Raw genomic sequence first — 17,310 nt, 5'->3', positions numbered from 1 at the left:
ATCATTACGTCACCGCAGTATCTTCCGTTCGTTTAGCGCGTTTGATAGAAAACCAGCTGACCAAAAGGTTAGGTATCGCCGTGACTGCGACAAGCGCGATGATGACAAGTTTGATATTGCCTTGAGTCCAATCCATCCACATCTTCAGTTGTGACTGGTCGAGCACTTGTCGTGCGGCTGGTGTATTGAACTCAAGGGCCCCACCGCCGCCACCAACGGCGAAGTCGTGGGCCAAAGCGTAGCCACCGAAGGCAAGGTGATGCGCGATTGCCGCGCCACCAACAGCCGTGTGCCAGGCAAACGCGCCACCGCCCAGGGCTTGCCAACCGATGGCCAGCCCGCCGCATGCCAAACCGCCGATCGCTGCACCGCCGATGGCCAGCAATCCCAGCGCGCCGCCACCGAGTGCCACAATGCCTATCGACAAACCACCCGTGGCGATGCCGCCAATGGCGATGCCACCACTGGCGAACAGTCCCGTGGCAATTCCCCCGATGCCTACCAGGATGCCATAAGCGCGATCGCCAATCGCAATCCAGCCACGGGCCACGCGAGCCTTGGCTGGACCAGTTTGTACATACTCGGCCAGCGGGTTGCTCATTTGAATGTCGATTAGCGGGATGTTGGCCAAGGACCAACGACTTGTGTAGGAACGTCCTTCGAACTTGGATGCGGCTGCAATCATTCGCTGTCGCAATCGCGATGTATTAGGTGAGTCATCGGCGGATTGTTCAGCTTGCAGTGACTTCGCCGTGCGATAGGTCTTGAAGCTATGCATCAAGCAGGTCGCCAGGAATAGGGCTTGCCAGCCGAACACGACAACCAACAGCGCTCCGCCTCCCGGTTTAAATGTGACCAACAGGTGGATGGCGACAAACAACACCACGCAAAAAACGATGCTGATCAGCAGCAGTTGGCGGGCGCGCATCCGCATGTAATCGCGTTGTTTGAGGGTGGGTGCAAATTCGGCAGACAGATAACCACCTAAGTAGGCACCGGCCAGGCCGCCCGCGGTGCCCGCCGCTGCCCCTAGTGCGCCCGGGGCTATGGCGCCCACCATGGATTTAGCTGCCCCTGCAGCCAGTGGAGTCGTTGCAGCCGCGGCAGCTTTGGCCGTGGACGCTACGCTCGCCGCGCCTACTGCCACCAGTGCCGACATGACTCGCGAAGTAAAATGTTTGCCTGGTCGCGAACGCAATAATGTTTCTTCTACCAGGCTGGTCAAGTCCTCACGCAACATGGAGCGAGCTCTCGATAGCCGCTGCTTGACGGTGTCTTCGGTGACATCGAGCGCACCGGCGACCTCTGCCACCGACTGCTCTTGTCGATAGAAGAGCACCATGGTCTCGCGATACAACTCTGGCAATTGTTCGACCGCCTTCCAGACCACTTCGGCTTCATCACGTTTGACAGCTTCATCTAACTCCGACGTCGCTGCTTGGATCTGGTCCAGCGGACATGAGGCGGCCAGCGGCGACTGCTTGCGCGTTTGCTGATGCGATAGATTGCGTGCAATACCACATAACCAGGCGGCCAGCCGCTGGGGATCGCGCAGTTGATCTCGAGTGCTCCAGGCCACCCAGAAAGTTTCCTGGGCTACATCTTGGCTGCCTTCGAAACTCCCTAACCGACTATAGGCGATCGCACTGACCAGCCCCTGATAACGCTGAACGACTTGTTCAAAAGCAGCGGTTTGTCCCTGCAGGACAGCCTGCCATAAGTCGGAATCGCTTGGTGAATAAGCCATTTTTTGCAGTCGCAGTAGGTAGGATATGTAAGTTACTGCAAGATAGTGGCAGTCCAAGCCCAATTGGTGACAAAATATTGTAACCAAACGCTGTAGCGGAAGCCGTCAAGGCTTTCGTCAGCCAAGAAAACCGCCAGAGCTCCTACTCGTACTACTCCTACTCCTACTCCTACTCGTACTCCTACTCGTACTCCTACTCGTACTCCTACTCCTACTCCTACTCCTACTCCTACTCCTACTCCTACTCCTACTCGTACCCGAAATGGTTTTGAGCACGAGTACGAGCAAACACTGCTGCGCGCCGACCAAACTTATACGTGAAGTGGGCGGGCTCCCAGGTCTCGAATGTGGGCTCGTTGAATCGATAGACACATCTCGATCAAGTCTTGGACGATTGGCAGCAGTTCTTTCCACTCTTGTTCGTCGCGGATGTCGGCCAGTAGTGGCGTGAGCTGACTGGCCAGGCCGGCGATCGCGGGAAGATCGTTACCTTTAGCGGTGCGGCCCAGTTCGTTTAATTGCTCGACCAATTCGGCGCGTTGCCGCGATTCGAAACTGCGAATGATACGTTCTGTTTGTTGACCGATCGAGATGGCCAATCGTCCAGTCAGGTCGCTCTTGCCGTGGCGACTATCCAATCGCCAGCCAATTTGCAGGCTGATGAAACGTTCGACCAGTTCAGCATCGAATTGGCTGCCTGCACAACGGCGTAGTTCGTCGAAAGCTTCCGCGGCGGGGCGGCCCTGGCGGTACACTCGGTCGGTCACCATAGCATCAAAGGCGTCGACGATGCAAACGATGCGGGCGCCTAGCGGAATGTCTTGGCCTAGCGGCATATCGGGTGTTTGCCGCGCGCCATCAAATCGACAATGATGCCAACGCAGGATATCTGTCAACTCTTGACAGTCGAACGAAGAATCGACAATCTCAACACCCATCCTGGCATGCATCTCCATGATCTTCCACTCTTCAGGAGTTAAGCGATCAGGTTTGAGCAAGACAGCATCGGGCACACCAATCTTGCCGATGTCATGCAGTAGGGCGCCGGTTTCCAACACGTACAACTCGGTTACCGACATTAGACCACGACCCAAGGCCACGGCCATCTCCGCTACTCGCTGACAGTGCGAAGCGGTGTCGGCATCGCGATAGGCGAGTGCTGCATGCAAGGAGGCAACCGCGTGATACGGAATCGCTTGCACTTCCGCGACCTTGTGGGCTGCGGCTTTTTGAGTCTTCTTGGTTTCAAGCTGTTCCAAGTCAGCCGACCAACAGCGTACGGCGTTTCGTCCGCCATGTTTGGCTGCGTACAACGCCTTGTCGGCTTGTTCAAGTAGCTCTTGGAATGTATGCGCGCCGTGAATCACGTGCGAAACGCCCACGCTGGTCGTTACGCTATAGGGAGTAGCCAAGCCAACCGCGATAGCGCGTCGAACCGCTTCTGCAATTTCGGCAGTTAGGTCCGAACTTAGTTTGGTAACCACACAGAACTCTTCGCCACCATAGCGGGCCACGAGGCCACGTGTCCCGACCGTTTGTTCGAGCGTGCGCGCCACGCTCTTGAGCACCTGGTCGCCGACGGCGTGGCCATGTGTATCGTTTAATTTCTTGAAGTGGTCGACGTCCAACATCATACAGCCCAGCGGATCGCCGTGGTCTTTATGTTCGACCCAGTGTTGCTCCAATTGCTCAAACAGCTCGCGACGATTCATGATTCCGGTTAGTGCATCGCGCGAAGCCAATTCGCGCAAGCGATTGTTTTGGGCGCGAATCTGCTCACGCGAAGCTTCTAATTCCTGCATGGCTTCGACCAGCGTCTGACGTTGCTCTTCCAGCATCGTCACATCTTCAAAGCTGATCAGCGCCCCGGCCAGTTTCTCGTTGCTATCGTAGACTGGCGTGGCATTGACTACAAAGAATTTATGCACTTCTTCGGCTGTTACCAATGACAACGTCTCACCGGAGAGCTGTTCATTGCGTTCGATCGCGCGATGCCATGGCAAGGCCTTGGGGCGATCGGATTGCCAGGCAAAGGAGTCCAGCGTCTCACCCGCCAATTCATTGGGCTCTTTGGCAAAGTACCGCGCAAAGGCTTCGTTGGCCAACACGATACGCTGTTGATGATCCAATACAACAACTCCACCGGCAATCGTATCGAGCGTGTTTCGGACACGCCGCGGAACCGAGTTACTCGGATCCAGCACTTTCAATGTGCGTTTGAGAATCAGAAAGAAGGCGACAAAGTTTACGCTGGATGCGGCCAGCATCAACAGCATGCCGTGGCGTAGCGCCGACCACTGATTGCCTTCAGTACCAAAGGCGGCCTCCAGATTACCCCAGTCTCGACCATCGCGACGGATGCTGATCCGAATGTTGCTAACATCGGATCCTTCGTCAGGTTTCAAGTGCCAAGACGCGTCATGTTCACCACATGATGCCACCACGTGACCATCAAAACGTACGATCCGCGCGCTAGTGGCATCGGGCGTATGCTGGCAGAAATGCTCCAATTGCTGCCGCACGGCCGACTGATCTTGCCTGCGCATGTGGAGCGAAGCGGCCACAGCCAATTGCTGACACACCCCTGCTCGACCTTCCGCCAATCGCTGCAATCGCACACCTTCGATTCGATCCATCCCAAAAATGTAGTAGGGCAAGAGCGACAAGCCCGCTAGCATGAATGAGAGTCGAATTGTGGTCTTGAAACGCTTCATGAGGTTCGCATTGAGGTTCAAAGCTGTGGCATAGGCTTCCAGCCTGTGTGGTTTTGAGCGACTAGTCTGTGTCCCAGTGTGGCATAGGCTTCCAGCCTGTGTAGAAGCCTATGCCACACAGGCTGGAAGCCTATGCCACCAGTGAAACGTTACCTACGAAATGCAAAGCACAAAAGCGGCGGGACTGTTAATTCAGCAAAACTGCGACTTGGTTAGCGACTGGACAAATCGCAGCGCCTGTAGTGGAAATGAAAAATAGACTCATGTTTGGTAGCGATCGAAACGACAACTGGGCAATTTCTCCTGGCCAGGTAAAGACTGACGTTCGGGCAAGAGGACGCACTTGTGCGTGGAATGATACGTATTCCGAGATTGCGAAACGGGAAGCACAACTCGCCGGTAAGGTTCCAGGCGGACATCGGCCGAATCTTATCCATACGTGACAAAGGCTGTAGTGACAGCCACACGATTGCACGGCGGATGGGATTACGATGCGTAGAGGGGTGCTTCGTAACGCCTGCCCGGGCCTGGCTGCACTTGTATGCGTACATGTGCTGTTGGGGACGGCGCATGCGCAAAACCGGGTAAAGGAGGTCAGCGACCTAACCTTTCCCCATCACTCGACTCCGGCCAAGGAGGCGAAGCGATCGCCTATTGTCTCGCGGCAAGTTGCTGTGCTGCAGCCGCCTCCCACGTTGCCACTGCTGGGTACGATTGACCAATATCGTCCCGACCCGCCAAGTCTGCCATTGCCGCCGGATCTACCACTTCCTGCCTTAGTGGGTAGCAAGGCAGAGTCGGAGTTGATGCCGCCCAAGTACACCCAGATCGATATTCAATTGCAGGCAGGCCCAACGGTCCAAGACGAATTGCACGGAGATCAACCTGGCGACCTGCCAGCATCATCACCAGTCGTCGGAACAGCCGAGCCACTTGCTCCATCGCTGACGCAACCATACTGGGTGGCCGATGTACTCAAACTAAGTCAGACAGGCGACAGCGAATTGCGCATCATGCCAATCGACTACGAGCGCGCCATCTGGGATGCACTAACTCACTCGCCCTACGTCAAGGCGCTGCAGCTGGTACCTCAAATCAACGAAGCCAAAATCACCGAAGCGCAAGGTCTATTCGACCCTTCGCCGTTTGTCGATTCGATCTTCAACGATAACTCCGACCCGGTGGGCAGCACGCTCACCACCGGCGGACCAACTCGGCTGAATGAGCGTCGTATGGATAACGGTTTAGGTGTCCGAGCCAAGAATCAGTTAGGTGGAACCGCTGAAGTGGCTCAGAACATGGCCCTCCGCGATAATAACTCTGTATTCTTGGCGCCAAAACAGCAGGCCGATTCCAAACTACTGCTGAAATTGAATCAGCCCTTAATGCGCGGGGCAGGGCGGACCTATGCCACATCTTCCGTGCGGCTGGCTCAACTGACGGTCGGTATCAGTCGACACGAAGCGACTCGCAAACTGCAGATGCACGCCCAGTCGATCGCTTCGGCATATTGGAATTTGTATGCAGCTCGCAGCGTCGAATTGCAAGCTCAGCGCGGTATCGAGCGGCTGACAACTCTGCGCGATGAATTACAAAAGCGTGCTGCGGTCGATGGCTTGGAAAGTCAACTCAAACGTGCCGAAGCCGCCGTCGCGCGGCAAACTTCGAACCTGGCCCGCGCACGAGCCGATGTGATCTCCGCGTCTGCCAACTTGCGCGCGTTGGTCAATGCGCCTGAATGGTCGGATATGGGGTTGAACTTTGTACCGGCCACGCCGCCCATCGATCAGAAATTGACACTCGATCGCGGCAGCGAACTGGAAGCGGCATTGGCATTTCATCCCGATTTGCTGGCGGCCCGCGATCGCATTAAAACCGCGGCCGTGCGGCTGAAGGTGGCCGAGAACGAATTAAGGCCGACCCTGAACCTGGTCATGGAAGGTTACCTGCGTGGGCTCAACGGCGATTACGACGCTGGCAACTCCATAGCCGACCAATTCAGCCAAGGTCGCCCCAGCTACTCGGGCGGCCTGAGTTATCAGCGACCCTATCGCAACTTGATCTCGAAGTCCATTCTGAAACAGCGCCGACTGGAAATGCAGCAGATCTTGTTCGACCTGGACAATACGATGTTAGTGATCACGGCCGATGTCGAACAAGCCTTGGCCGGGGTAAGTGCGACCTATGCCGAGTTGGAAGCCTCGGTCAAATCGACGTTGGCTTTTGATGAAGAAGTGCGCTACCTCGATGGTCGCTGGCAAAACGCCTTCGTCGAATCCACTGGTCCAAGTTTGCTGCTAGATGAATTACTGAACGCACAGAATCAGTTGATCCAAGCCGAAAACGCTTGGGCCCGAGCCCAAGCTGAACACATGGTGGCCTTTGCCAAGTTGCAGTTGGCCACCGGCGCTTTGCTCAACAGCGCGCTGGTCGACTAACGACCCCGCATAACCAATCCGTAGCGGAAGCCGTCAAGGCTTTCCTCAGATACGATGTTATCACGTAGCGGAAGCCGTCAAGGCTTTCGTCATCGCAGTAAAACGATCGCGCAGCCACACCTCGTGTCTAGTCGCGACGGAGGTCACCGCTGTAGCTGCCGTGCTCGCGTTCGTACCAGTTCAACCAACCCGGCTTGTCGTACTGAAAATCTTCATTGGTAAGCGAGGTCAGAGCCAGATGCACGCCAATGTTATCCGAAGGCAAGTCACGGTATTGAATCTTTTCACTGCCATAGGTGAACCCGGCGTTGCCATTGGTCATACCTACGTTGGTCTGGCCGGGAGTCCCTCCTCCGGAGACGGGGGTCCGATGGAACGTTCGCACGCGTTCGATCAAGGGTAAGACAGCCCGCTCGTCACCTAGCAGATTCAGCGCATATCCGGCTACATTGATCTCCGGAGTTTTCGACGAACCCAGTGCGCCGAGAAAGGCCATGAGGGCAGCATCAGGCGCGATCTCTTTCAACACGGCTACGCTGCGCTCACGCAGTTGAGCCACGAGAGCATTGCGGGTGACGTCTGGTTCTTCGGGTGTTAAAGCGAAACGAATCAATAACTGAACAGCACCAGCATCCTTCAATCGCGCCAGGGTGGGCACGAACATCAGCTTCAGTTCCGTTTGGCTCTCTTTGCGCATGACAACCGAGCGCGGAAAGAGCACTTCGGCGATCGCCGCCGAAGCGAGAGGACCATCCAGCTGGTCTAGCGTGTCTTGGGCTTTGGCTTTGATGTCAGCATGGATTCGAGGATTAGCCAGGTTGTTGAGCGCCTTTTTCAGTTCGTTGGCTAAACGCGTTCTATCTTCTTTGGCCTTCTCCTCGGCTTCTTGCAATTCCACGAGTTCTGGGAAGCGATAGCGTTTACCGCCGATAGAAACCTTACCGCGTCCCTCGGTCATCAGTTTATCGCGTTCGATCCAGCGACCGTTATCGTCCTTGGTAAAACCCAAGCCGGCTCGAGCCGTGGCGTTGTCAGGTTCTAAATCCAACACGCGCCGGTAGTGGGCCGCTTCGTGTTCAGGCAAGCTATTCCTCTTGCACAGACTCGCTTGACGCAAATGGAATTCGATGTTGTCTTCAGCATCCTTCATCGATTCGACGTAGGTTGCCTCGTTTTTGCTGGTACGCAGGTGCTGTTTAATTTCGTCCTGCTTGATCAGCATCATGTTGCCAGGTGCCAATTCCACCGACAGCATTTTGTCCTTGGTGGCTTTGAGGTTACCGACAATGCGTCGACCGTCCTTCAGCACGAATTCATCGCCCACGGCCATTGTGCTGCAGGCAGCCCACAATCCAAGTCCACAGCTGAGCCAAAATCGATGCGATATCCTCATTCGAGTATTCTCCTACCTTTCAATCTCTACCGCCCCAAGTGGAATGTCAATCGTTTCCCGCCAAAAACCGGCCTCGAATCGCACCGTCACCTCTCCAAACGCAGCTTGGGGAGGTCGGAGCCAGTAGCCGAAGTCGCTAGACTTTGGACGCGTCGGAGTCACCTTTCCCAGGCTTCGGAGATCGTCCAGCTTCTAAGTTGTGCAATTGCCTGGAGTTAAGCGTTCTGGGTGGCACTGGCTATGCGCAGCATTGCCAGTGCTCAAATCGAAGAATTTGATTTTCGGTCTGCGCTTGTATAAACCGAGGAAATCGAAGTTGGTGAGCACCCAGGCGATGGTTCATTCTCGAAAGACCAAACCGGTCACAGTAAACCGGTCGTCGTACTCCTACTCCTACTCCTACTCCTACTCCTACTCCTACTCGGATTGGTTGCAGGAGCAACTATCTCACTACGCTAAGTAGGAGTAGGAAGACTTATAGACAGTCACCGGCTTTGCGCTTCTAGTTTCGTTCCGTACACTGACACATCGTGAGTCTTACGCAAAATACAGTTCCCGCCTGATGTGCCGGCGGAAAAGCAGGATCCAACAATGGCGCGACGCGGTTCAGCGGAACAGCCCTGGTATCGAGAGGGCTTGCAATTTACCTGCACGCAGTGCGGTGATTGCTGTAGTGGCGCGCCGGGTTTCGTATGGGTCAGCCCTGCGGAAATCGAGTCCATGGCTCAGGTGATGGACATGGAGATCGAAGCCTTTCGCGACAAGTTCGTACGCCGCGTAGGTGATCGTGAGAGTTTGATCGAATACTCCGATGGCGATTGTATTTTTCTTGATCCACAAACGCGTGGCTGTATGGTCTATCAGGCGCGGCCCGTTCAATGTCGAACCTGGCCGTTCTGGGATTCGAATTTGCGCAGCCCAACCGCGTGGAAGAAAACCTGCGAAGTCTGCCCAGGTGCCGGCCAAGGAAAACTCTATTCCCTGGCTCAGATCGAACAAGCCCGCAGTCGATCGCTGGATGTCGATGGCGAACTATAAGGCCAGTCACCGTAGCCATCGCTGCCAAGCGGTGGAATGGAAGCCAGGTGCCTGGACTAACCGCTGTGGGAGCCGGTACCTCACGCGTCCACCGTCTGGCGACGGTGGCTACGAGACGTCCACCGTCTGGCGACGGTGGCTACCAATAGCGTTCGACGACTATGTTGCCGGGACTTTTGGAGCGGTGGCGTTTTAGTCCGCGGTCTTCCAAGAGTTTTTCGGTTTCGTTCAGCATGTCTGGGTTGCCGCACATCATCACGCACGACTCGGCGGTTAGCGGCAAACCTGCCATGCTTTCCAGCGAACCGTTGGCGATACAGGTCGTAATGCGGCCGGGTAAACTGCCAGGCACCTCTTCACGCGAAACCACTGCAATGGAATGGAATCGATTGCCGTACTTATTGCGATGTTCGGTCAGTTCAGATTGATAAGCCAAATCGGATTTGTGACGCACACCGTGGACGAACACAATTCGGTCGTAACGTCGCCATGGATCGGAGGTACGCAGCATGGCAATATAGGGTGCAATGCCGGTTCCGGTCGCCAGCAACCACAGGGTCTTGGCATCCGGACTATGGCTAAGCGTGAAACTGCCAGCCGCCTTTTCCGACACATCCACTCGGTCGCCCGGGTTCAGCCGCCATAGATGTGGCGTCAACTGACCTCCTTCGACCATTACGATGAAGAACTCCAAGGACTTGCCGTGCGGAGAAGCGACACTGTAGGGACGATTAACCCGCTTGTCATCGAGCATCAATCCCAGTTGGAGGAACTGACCAGGCTCAAAAGGCAAAACTTCTGGAGCCGCGATCGACAAGGTAAATAGCCCTGGTGCCCAAACGACCTTGCGTTCAACTGTCGCGTTGACCCAATGCATTGGCTTCGGGCTTTCTGGGGTAAGAGCAGTTCTGTGAGATCGTCAGAAGAGAATTGCGACAAGATAGCGTGATACCACCCGAATGTCCAGCGCTGGGACGCCAATGCCCTGAGATGAATTCAGGGGGCCCTTTTGGAAAGGCAGCGACTCGGCACTATCTCTGCGGACTCAGCGAAGACTGCGTTTTTGAGAAAGGGATCTGCTCAGCGCTTGATTGGCCGCTGCCCCCCTGCCCCTGGCGGCGAGTTTTTGCAATACTTGGGGTATCAGTCATATTGACGGGCCGAATCGCACACATCAACTTCATCTACTCGACGCGGGCCGGCAAGGAACCGACCACGTGGAGCTATGTTGGTTGACTAACATAAGGCTCGATGGTTTTCATGCGTCAGCATCCCCTCATCTTTCGCCCACCGAGCGAAGAGCTCGACATGTATGCCGCCAGCGCCATCGTTACCCAAATGCCCGATCGATTGCGAGACGTCTTTGAAAACTTAATTGTCGGTTGCCAGATTCTCGACCGCGAGCTGCGCTATATTTACATGAATGCCAATGCGGCCCTTCACGGGCGGCGCACACGCGACGAGTTGCTCGGGCGACGGATGGTCGATGCGTATCCAGGCATCGAGAATACGGAAGTCTTCGCCAAAATCGTCCACTGCTTGCAGTCGGGTAGTTCGGAGAGATTTGATAACGAATTCGCCTATGAAGATGGCACCACTGGCATATTCGAGTTGAGCATCCAAGGCATCGCCGAAGGCGTCTTGATCGCCTCGGTAGATGTGACGCAGGAACGAGAACTGGCCAAGCGATTGGTGCAAGTTCAAAAGTTAGAAGCCGTGGGACGATTGGCCGGCGGCGTCGCTCATGACTTCAATAATCTGCTTACGGTCATCAAAGGGCATTGCGATTTATTGGACTCCGGATTGACCTTGTCACAGCAGCATGAATCGATCGCCGCTATTCGCAACGCTGGCCAGCGAGCTGCGCGGCTGACGCGTCAGCTCCTGTCCATCAGTCGCCACGCGCAAGTCCAGCTCGAAGTGCTCGATCTGGCTGAACAACTCGAGCGTTCTCAAGAGTTCATTCGCAGTCTGTTAGGCGTGAATTGTCAACTACAGCTCGAGTTCGATCGACCCTTGTCGAAGGTCAAGACCGATTCGGGACAGTTCGAACAGACCATTATGAATCTGGTTCTGAACGCGCGTGATGCTATGCTCGAAGGTGGCAGCCTGCGTTTTAAAGTCGCTGATTACGTTCAGGGGGAATCACCCTCGGGACTGGTGCCCGAAATGCGGCCCGGCCGTTATCTCTACCTGCAAGTAACCGACACTGGCTCCGGCATACCGCCTGAGATATTGCCCCGGATTTTCGAACCCTTCTTTACTACCAAAGAAGTTGGACGCGGCACAGGCTTGGGGCTGGCCGTAGTTCATGGAGCGGTGCGACAGGCCGGCGGACACATTGCGGTAACCAGCGAACTAAACGTTGAAACCACGTTTCATATTTTCTATCCTGCTGTTGTCGAACTAAACGTGATGAATGCCGCTGCAGGCACGTCACTCGATACCACGCGACCACGATCGATTTTGCTGGTGGAAGACGAAGATTCAGTTCGCAAGATTGTGCGCTTATCGCTGGAAAAACAAAACTGCCACGTAATTGAATGCAGCAGTCCCGAGCAAGCGATTGCCATGGTTGAACCGACAACACAGATTGACTTGTTGGTAACAGATGTCGTGATGCCTAACATGCGCGGACCTGAGTTAGCTCAAGCGCTCCTGAACGTCTTACCCGACTTGCGTGTCTTGTACATGAGTGGCTACGCCGACGAGTCGATCGGACTCAAGCACGCGCTCCGCTCCTGCGACGATTTCCTGCAAAAGCCCTTCAGCCCCAGCGAACTGGTGCTCCGCGTTAAGTGCCTGCTTGTAGAGCGGCTGTCCCCAGCCGATCAGCACCCTCTAACCAATGTCTCTGCCGACACATTGTAGAGCGGCTGTCCCCAGCCGCTTAGCACCCTCTAACCAATGTCTCTGCCGACACATTGTAGAGCGGCTGTCCCCAGCCGCTTAGCACCCTCTAACCAATGTCTCTGCCGACACATTGTAGAGCGGCTGTCCCCAGCCGCTTAGCACCCTCTAACCAACCACTTGATCGAAATTGCGGACACCTGGTTTGAAGAAGCTTATGTTAGAGGGTGCTGATCAGCTGAGGACAGCTGCTCTACATCACACATGATCGAAATCACGGACACGCGGTTTGAAGAAGCTTATGTTAGAGGGTGCTGAGCAGCTGGGGACAGCTGCTCTACATCACACATGATCGAAATCACGGACACGCGGTTTGAAGAAGCTTATGTTAGAGGGTGCTGAGCAGCTGGGGACAGCTGCTCTACATCACACATGATCGAAATCATGGACACGCGGTTTGAAGGAGCTTTTGTTAGAGGGTGCTGAGCAGCTGGGGACAGCTGCTCTACGTCACACATGATCGAAATTGCGGACACGCGGTTTGAAGAAGCTTTTGTTAGAGGGTGCTGAGCAGCTGGGGACAGCTGCTCTACATTAAAGCTTTTGTTAGAGGGTGCTGAGCAGCTGAGGACAGCTGCTCTACGTTGTTGCGATGCCTCAGTCCAGTGATCTTCCCCACAAAAAGTGGACAGAGAATCGGTTGAAATAAGAGAGTAAAGTTTGCCGGACGAACGGCTGCGGTGGCTCTCTCGGAATCCACCAACAAAGGCAGGGTGTCCTACCTTCATCTGCGCCATTCGTCGGTCGCCTTTATGGGCGAGCGACCGACGAATGGCTCCGACGAAGGCAGGACTTAGCGGGTTCATTTCGACTCTTGGAGTCGCAATTCGAATTCGATTGGACTCAAGTAGTTGAGTGCCGAATGCATTCTGTTGCGGTTGTAAAACCGCTCGATGTAATCGACGACACTGCGGGTCGCATGCTCATGCGATTGGAACTTTTTGTGGTGGACCTCTTCTACTTTGAAGCTTCGATAAAAGCTTTCCATAGGCGCGTTGTCGTAGCAGTTTCCTTTACGACTCATGCTTTGCCTGAACGAATGCTTTTCGAGCCTCTGGCGATACGCCAGGCTTGCGTATTGCGATCCACGATCGCTGTGGACGATTAGCCCCGCAGGTGGCTGTCGGATGGCTATCGCTTGATCTAACGCGGCCAGGGCCAGCTTGGTATCGATCTGTTGGCTGGTTGCCCAGCCAACGATACGACGCGAGCAAAGGTCCTCTACAACGCATAGGTACGTAAAGTCGTCTAAGACTGGAATGTACGTGAAATCCGTAAGCCAAACGCTGTTGATCGCTGTCACGGAAAAGTCTTGTTTTAGTAGGTTTTCTGCGATTGGCAGGTCATGTTTAGAGTCGGTGGTACTAACACGAAACTTCTTAGCACCAACAGCCCGAATCCCTGCCTGCCTCATCACTTTGGCAACTGTGTTTTCAGAGCAACGAACTCCAAGCTTCGACAACTCGCGAGCCATTCTAGGGCTTCCGTACGCATCCAAATGAGGCTGCGAGTGAATAAGCCTGATGTGACTCTCAACGCTCGCACGTCGCAGCTCAGTGGTCGTAGGCCCCGCATCCGCAGAGACCTGCCACTTGTAAAACGCAGCTCTACTAACACCCAACAAACGGCACATCGTACTGACCTTCCAGCGATGACAATTCTGAGCGATGAATTCAAACCTCAGCCGTTTTCCTTCGCGAAGAAGACAGTGGCTTTTTTTAAAATATCTCGCTCCATTTTGAGCTGACGATTCTCAGCTCGGAGACGTTCCAGTTCGCTGTCTTTCGACAGCTCATCGCTCTTCTTAACGTCCAACGTACCGTCAGCCTCAAAAGACTTCCGCCAGTTGTAAATCATCGATTCCCGGACCTTCAGATCACGCGCCACCTCAGAGCAGCTCAAGCCCAAATCAACAACCTTCCTAACCGCCGCGAGCTTAAACTCTCGCGTGAATCTTCGACGTTCCATACCAAGTCCTCCTTGTCATACCTATCATGACATAAGGAGACTCACTGTCTACCAAACTTGGGGAAGTCTACAGATACCTGAAGTCAAGCGAAGCAAAGACGCCGTGCACCAAACGGGCAGCTATCTCGGTGTCGGACAACTGCTGCTCGCGTAGCTCTTCGATCAGCGTCATCGCGGTATAGCGTTCCAGCTCTGTGGCAGTGCGACTTAGACAACGCACGATGACCTGGTCACTCAAACTTCGCCACTCGTCTAGCGTTAATGGGCCTGCAACGGCCTGTTCCGTAAGCATTCGCTCTGCCGCCATCCGGGCTCGCTCCAGGACCCACGGACTGTTCAGCAATGCCAAGGCCTGGGGCGCCACGGTGCTCTGCGAGCGCACGCCGCTAGAGACGCTCGAGTTGGGAAAATCGAAAGCTTCGAATAGTTCGGGTAAGCTGTTGCGTAGCACGGGCAGATAAACGGCTCGCAACGTTGGTTGATGTACGTAGCGATAGTCTTCCTTGACTTCAACCCGCAGCGTCGAACCTGGACCTGGCACAAGCAGTTCGCCGCTGATCGCCAGCATGGCATCACGCATGGATTCAACATCGAGGCGCTTCAATGGCGCATGACTGAAGTAGCGATTGTCGGGATCAATTTCGCTGGCGCGCTGGTCGGGCAACGCACTGCGGCGATAGGCTTGGCTGAGCACTAGTCGACGAATCAAGGCTTTGGCCGACCACTGGTGCTCCAGTAGATCGGTAGCCAGGTAGTCGAGCAGTTCGACATCCAGAGGTGCCTCTCCGGTGGTACCAAAGTTATCCACTGTGCGTACCAGTCCCGTTCCAAAAAACCAAACCCACAGGCGATTGCTCATGACGCGTCGCGTGAGTGGATGTTCTGGATCGGTCAGCCACAGAGCCAACTCTTTGCGACCGCTGGCGTCGGCGGGTAACACCGACGGACGATCGATTTTGGCGACTTGCAAAAATCCGCGTGGCACGACGCTACCCAGATTGTGTACGCTGCCGCGAATGTGAACAGGTACATCGCGGGGCGGCATCTCTTCAGCAATGCTCAGCGCCATGGGTCGCGCGGCCAGTTGAGCTTCGATCTTGGCCCGCAGTTCCTTGGTTTGTTTCAGCTCAGCTTGAATCGATGCCAGGTTGATCGCGGTTGCCTTGCCTGATGCGTCCGCCGTGGCAGCGACCGAAGCGGCAGCCACGTCAGTGCCACGATCTTTGGGCAATACACGATCTTTGGGCAAGAACTGCACGGCATCGGCGATAACATGGCCATCTGCATCTTCATTGGAGATCAGCACAAATGCTTGGCCATCTTTTTCGAAGCGATAGTCGCCCAGCGAGATCCATAGTCCATCGATCGGTGGCGCCAGTCGCTGATTGATCGTGTGCTGTTGCTCGCCATCGGCGCTAAAGACACGCACGACTGTTTTCGTATTGCGATTGCTGGAGGCCGTGTAAGCCATTCGGACTGTGTAGGCACCCGGTGGCAACGATTTGGGCTCGAAAGTGATCGTCTTGGCGACCCCCGATTCGTGAAGGTCATGAATGTAGCCATCGCCGACGTATGGCTTTTCTGAGGTTGACTCGCGCCATTGTCCGACTTTCTGCGCGGCGCTGTCATCGACAACCACTCCCGCTAATGAATTAACAGCGACCGGGGCAGCTTTTCCAGGTGGTACGCTCGCCTTGACTTGCTTCTCTAATTCGGCTTGTTGACTCTTGACCGTCTCAAGCTGTTTGGCCAGCGATTCATAATGCGCGAGTTGTTCGGGGGCCAATGGCAGCGGTCGCTCGATCCACTTGGAAACGTTGTCATGGTCCATCGCGCGGGTGGAACGAAAGATGCCTGCCAGGGCATAATAGTCGCGCGTGGGTATCGGATCGAACTTGTGATCATGGCACCGGGCGCAGCCGATCGTTTGCCCCATGAACGCTTTGCCGATCAATTCCAGTTGTTCATCGATATAATCCATCTCGAGTTGCGTTTTGTCTTGCTCTTCCAAGTTGGTATTGCCCATCGCCAGAAACGATGTCGCCACGACCTGCTGGGCTCGTCGCTCCAGATCGGGATGTTCCAGCAGATCACCCGCGATTTGTTCTTGGATCATCTCAGCTAGCGAGCGATCTTCGTTAAAAGCAGTAATCAAGTAGTCGCGATAGCGCCAGGCCTGCGGCAAAACAAATCCTCGCAGTGTTACCGATTCAGCATAACGGGCCACGTCCATCCAACGCCGAGCCATGCGCTCGCCGAAGCGCGGCGAGGACAACAGACGCTCCACCAGGCGCTCGTATTTATCGGGATCGGAGTCTTCGACATAACTAAGCACGTCAGCCTCTGTTGGAGGCAAGCCGTGCAAGTCGAAGGACAATCGTCGAATCAAGGCTCCGTCATCGGCCAGCGGTGCGGGCTCGATCGAGACCTCGTTCTGCTTTCGCCCTAGAAAACTATCGATGGGCGTAGTGCTGGACGCGACATCTACGGTTGCAATCGGGACATCAGGACGAACGATGGGTCGATAAGCCCAATGCTGATTGGCTTGTTCCAGTGACAAGGCGACCGAAGTGGCCTTGGGGGTGCCTGTTGACTCGCGTGGATCCGCCGCTCCCGCGGCGATCCAGGCTTTGAATCGATCGATCACTGCCGCGGGCAGTTTGCCTTCCGGAGGCATTTGCAAGTTCGAATTGGTGAACTCAAGCGCTTCGATCAAGCGACTGTGGCCGGGATCGCCAGGCAGTATCGCCGGTCCAGAATCACCGCCTTGCTGCCAACCCGCTCTGGAGTCCAGAGCCAATCCGCCATTGATCTCTTCGGCAACCGCATGGCATTGGTAACATTTTTCGACCAGCACCGGTCGAATGTGAGTCTCGAAGAATTCGATCGAAGAGGCTTCTTGAGCTGCATCCTGAGCCTGCGACGTGGCCAGCCACAGAAACGATGCAATCCATGCGGCGAGCGTAGCGGTCAGTTTCATAGCAACACGCGTTAGAGGCGGGAACAAAAGCGGCATTCCAGAATTATAGTCGATCCACCCGTTGCCGACCGTAGCCGATCTCGCCAGAGATTGGAAGAATTAACTTCAACGCATCCAAAGTC

General features: G+C 55.2%; 9 protein-coding genes. 3 read left to right on the top strand and 6 right to left on the bottom strand.

All coding sequences use genetic code 11. The annotated features are described in order from the left end of the window. Window positions 1–4: 4 nt before the first annotated feature. Complete coding sequence (locus tag SH573x_RS16770; protein WP_479348775.1) at window positions 5–1,747, bottom strand: RNA polymerase sigma factor; 1,743 nt, start codon at window positions 1,745–1,747, stop codon at window positions 5–7. A gap of 311 nt (window positions 1,748–2,058) precedes the next feature. Further along, window positions 2,059–4,461 (bottom strand): diguanylate cyclase, encoded by a 2,403-nt coding sequence (locus SH573x_RS16765; protein WP_479348774.1) that lies wholly within the window; start codon window positions 4,459–4,461, stop codon window positions 2,059–2,061. Window positions 4,462–4,952: 491 nt separating this feature from the next. Here SH573x_RS16765 and SH573x_RS16760 point away from each other — a divergent pair, with 491 nt between their 5' ends. Further along, window positions 4,953–6,899 (top strand): TolC family protein, encoded by a 1,947-nt coding sequence (locus SH573x_RS16760; RefSeq protein WP_479348773.1) that lies wholly within the window; start codon window positions 4,953–4,955, stop codon window positions 6,897–6,899. 127 nt (window positions 6,900–7,026) lie between these two features. Here SH573x_RS16760 and SH573x_RS16755 read toward each other — a convergent pair whose 3' ends face one another. Continuing rightward, complete coding sequence (locus SH573x_RS16755) at window positions 7,027–8,292, bottom strand: HEAT repeat domain-containing protein (protein WP_479348772.1); 1,266 nt, start codon at window positions 8,290–8,292, stop codon at window positions 7,027–7,029. 591 nt (window positions 8,293–8,883) lie between these two features. Between SH573x_RS16755 and SH573x_RS16750 the strand changes: the two genes are divergently transcribed. Continuing rightward, the gene (locus SH573x_RS16750; protein ID WP_479348771.1) at window positions 8,884–9,330 is read left to right on the top strand and encodes a YkgJ family cysteine cluster protein; all 447 of its coding nucleotides are present in this window, start codon (window positions 8,884–8,886) and stop codon (window positions 9,328–9,330) included. A 139-nt stretch (window positions 9,331–9,469) separates the two neighbouring features. On the opposite strand, the gene SH573x_RS16745 is transcribed toward SH573x_RS16750, so the two are convergent. Then, the gene (locus SH573x_RS16745; RefSeq protein WP_479348770.1) at window positions 9,470–10,207 is read right to left on the bottom strand and encodes a ferredoxin--NADP reductase; all 738 of its coding nucleotides are present in this window, start codon (window positions 10,205–10,207) and stop codon (window positions 9,470–9,472) included. Window positions 10,208–10,590: 383 nt separating this feature from the next. Between SH573x_RS16745 and SH573x_RS16740 the strand changes: the two genes are divergently transcribed. After that, window positions 10,591–12,201, top strand: a complete 1,611-nt coding sequence (locus SH573x_RS16740; protein WP_479348769.1) for a PAS domain-containing sensor histidine kinase — start codon at window positions 10,591–10,593, stop codon at window positions 12,199–12,201. Between the two features lie 841 nt (window positions 12,202–13,042). On the opposite strand, the gene SH573x_RS16735 is transcribed toward SH573x_RS16740, so the two are convergent. Continuing rightward, window positions 13,043–14,208 (bottom strand): IS3 family transposase gene (locus SH573x_RS16735; RefSeq protein ID WP_479348768.1). Its coding sequence is split into 2 segments (ribosomal slippage): window positions 13,043–13,947 and window positions 13,947–14,208, totalling 1,167 coding nucleotides; the frame shifts between segments, so codons are not numbered across the junction. Window positions 14,209–14,275: 67 nt separating this feature from the next. Beyond that, window positions 14,276–17,188: a DUF1553 domain-containing protein gene (locus SH573x_RS16730; RefSeq protein WP_479348767.1), complete on the bottom strand. Its 2,913-nt coding sequence runs from the start codon at window positions 17,186–17,188 to the stop codon at window positions 14,276–14,278. Window positions 17,189–17,310: the final 122 nt, after the last annotated feature.

Source organism: Rania fehmarnensis, from assembly GCF_056494185.1.
Note: the sequence above shows the minus strand (reverse complement) of the source record. Positions and strands in the feature narration are given on the sequence as shown.

What these genes read in the sequence shown, in the direction of transcription:
- SH573x_RS16770 (WP_479348775.1), bottom strand. Translation starts at nt 1,747, where the DNA reads ATGGCTTATTCACCAAGCGATTCCGACTTATGGCAGGCTGTCCTGCAG.
- SH573x_RS16765 (WP_479348774.1), bottom strand. Translation starts at nt 4,461, where the DNA reads ATGAAGCGTTTCAAGACCACAATTCGACTCTCATTCATGCTAGCGGGC.
- SH573x_RS16760 (WP_479348773.1), top strand. Translation starts at nt 4,953, where the DNA reads ATGCGTAGAGGGGTGCTTCGTAACGCCTGCCCGGGCCTGGCTGCACTT.
- SH573x_RS16755 (WP_479348772.1), bottom strand. Translation starts at nt 8,292, where the DNA reads ATGAGGATATCGCATCGATTTTGGCTCAGCTGTGGACTTGGATTGTGG.
- SH573x_RS16750 (WP_479348771.1), top strand. Translation starts at nt 8,884, where the DNA reads ATGGCGCGACGCGGTTCAGCGGAACAGCCCTGGTATCGAGAGGGCTTG.
- SH573x_RS16745 (WP_479348770.1), bottom strand. Translation starts at nt 10,207, where the DNA reads ATGCATTGGGTCAACGCGACAGTTGAACGCAAGGTCGTTTGGGCACCA.
- SH573x_RS16740 (WP_479348769.1), top strand. Translation starts at nt 10,591, where the DNA reads ATGCGTCAGCATCCCCTCATCTTTCGCCCACCGAGCGAAGAGCTCGAC.
- SH573x_RS16730 (WP_479348767.1), bottom strand. Translation starts at nt 17,188, where the DNA reads ATGAAACTGACCGCTACGCTCGCCGCATGGATTGCATCGTTTCTGTGG.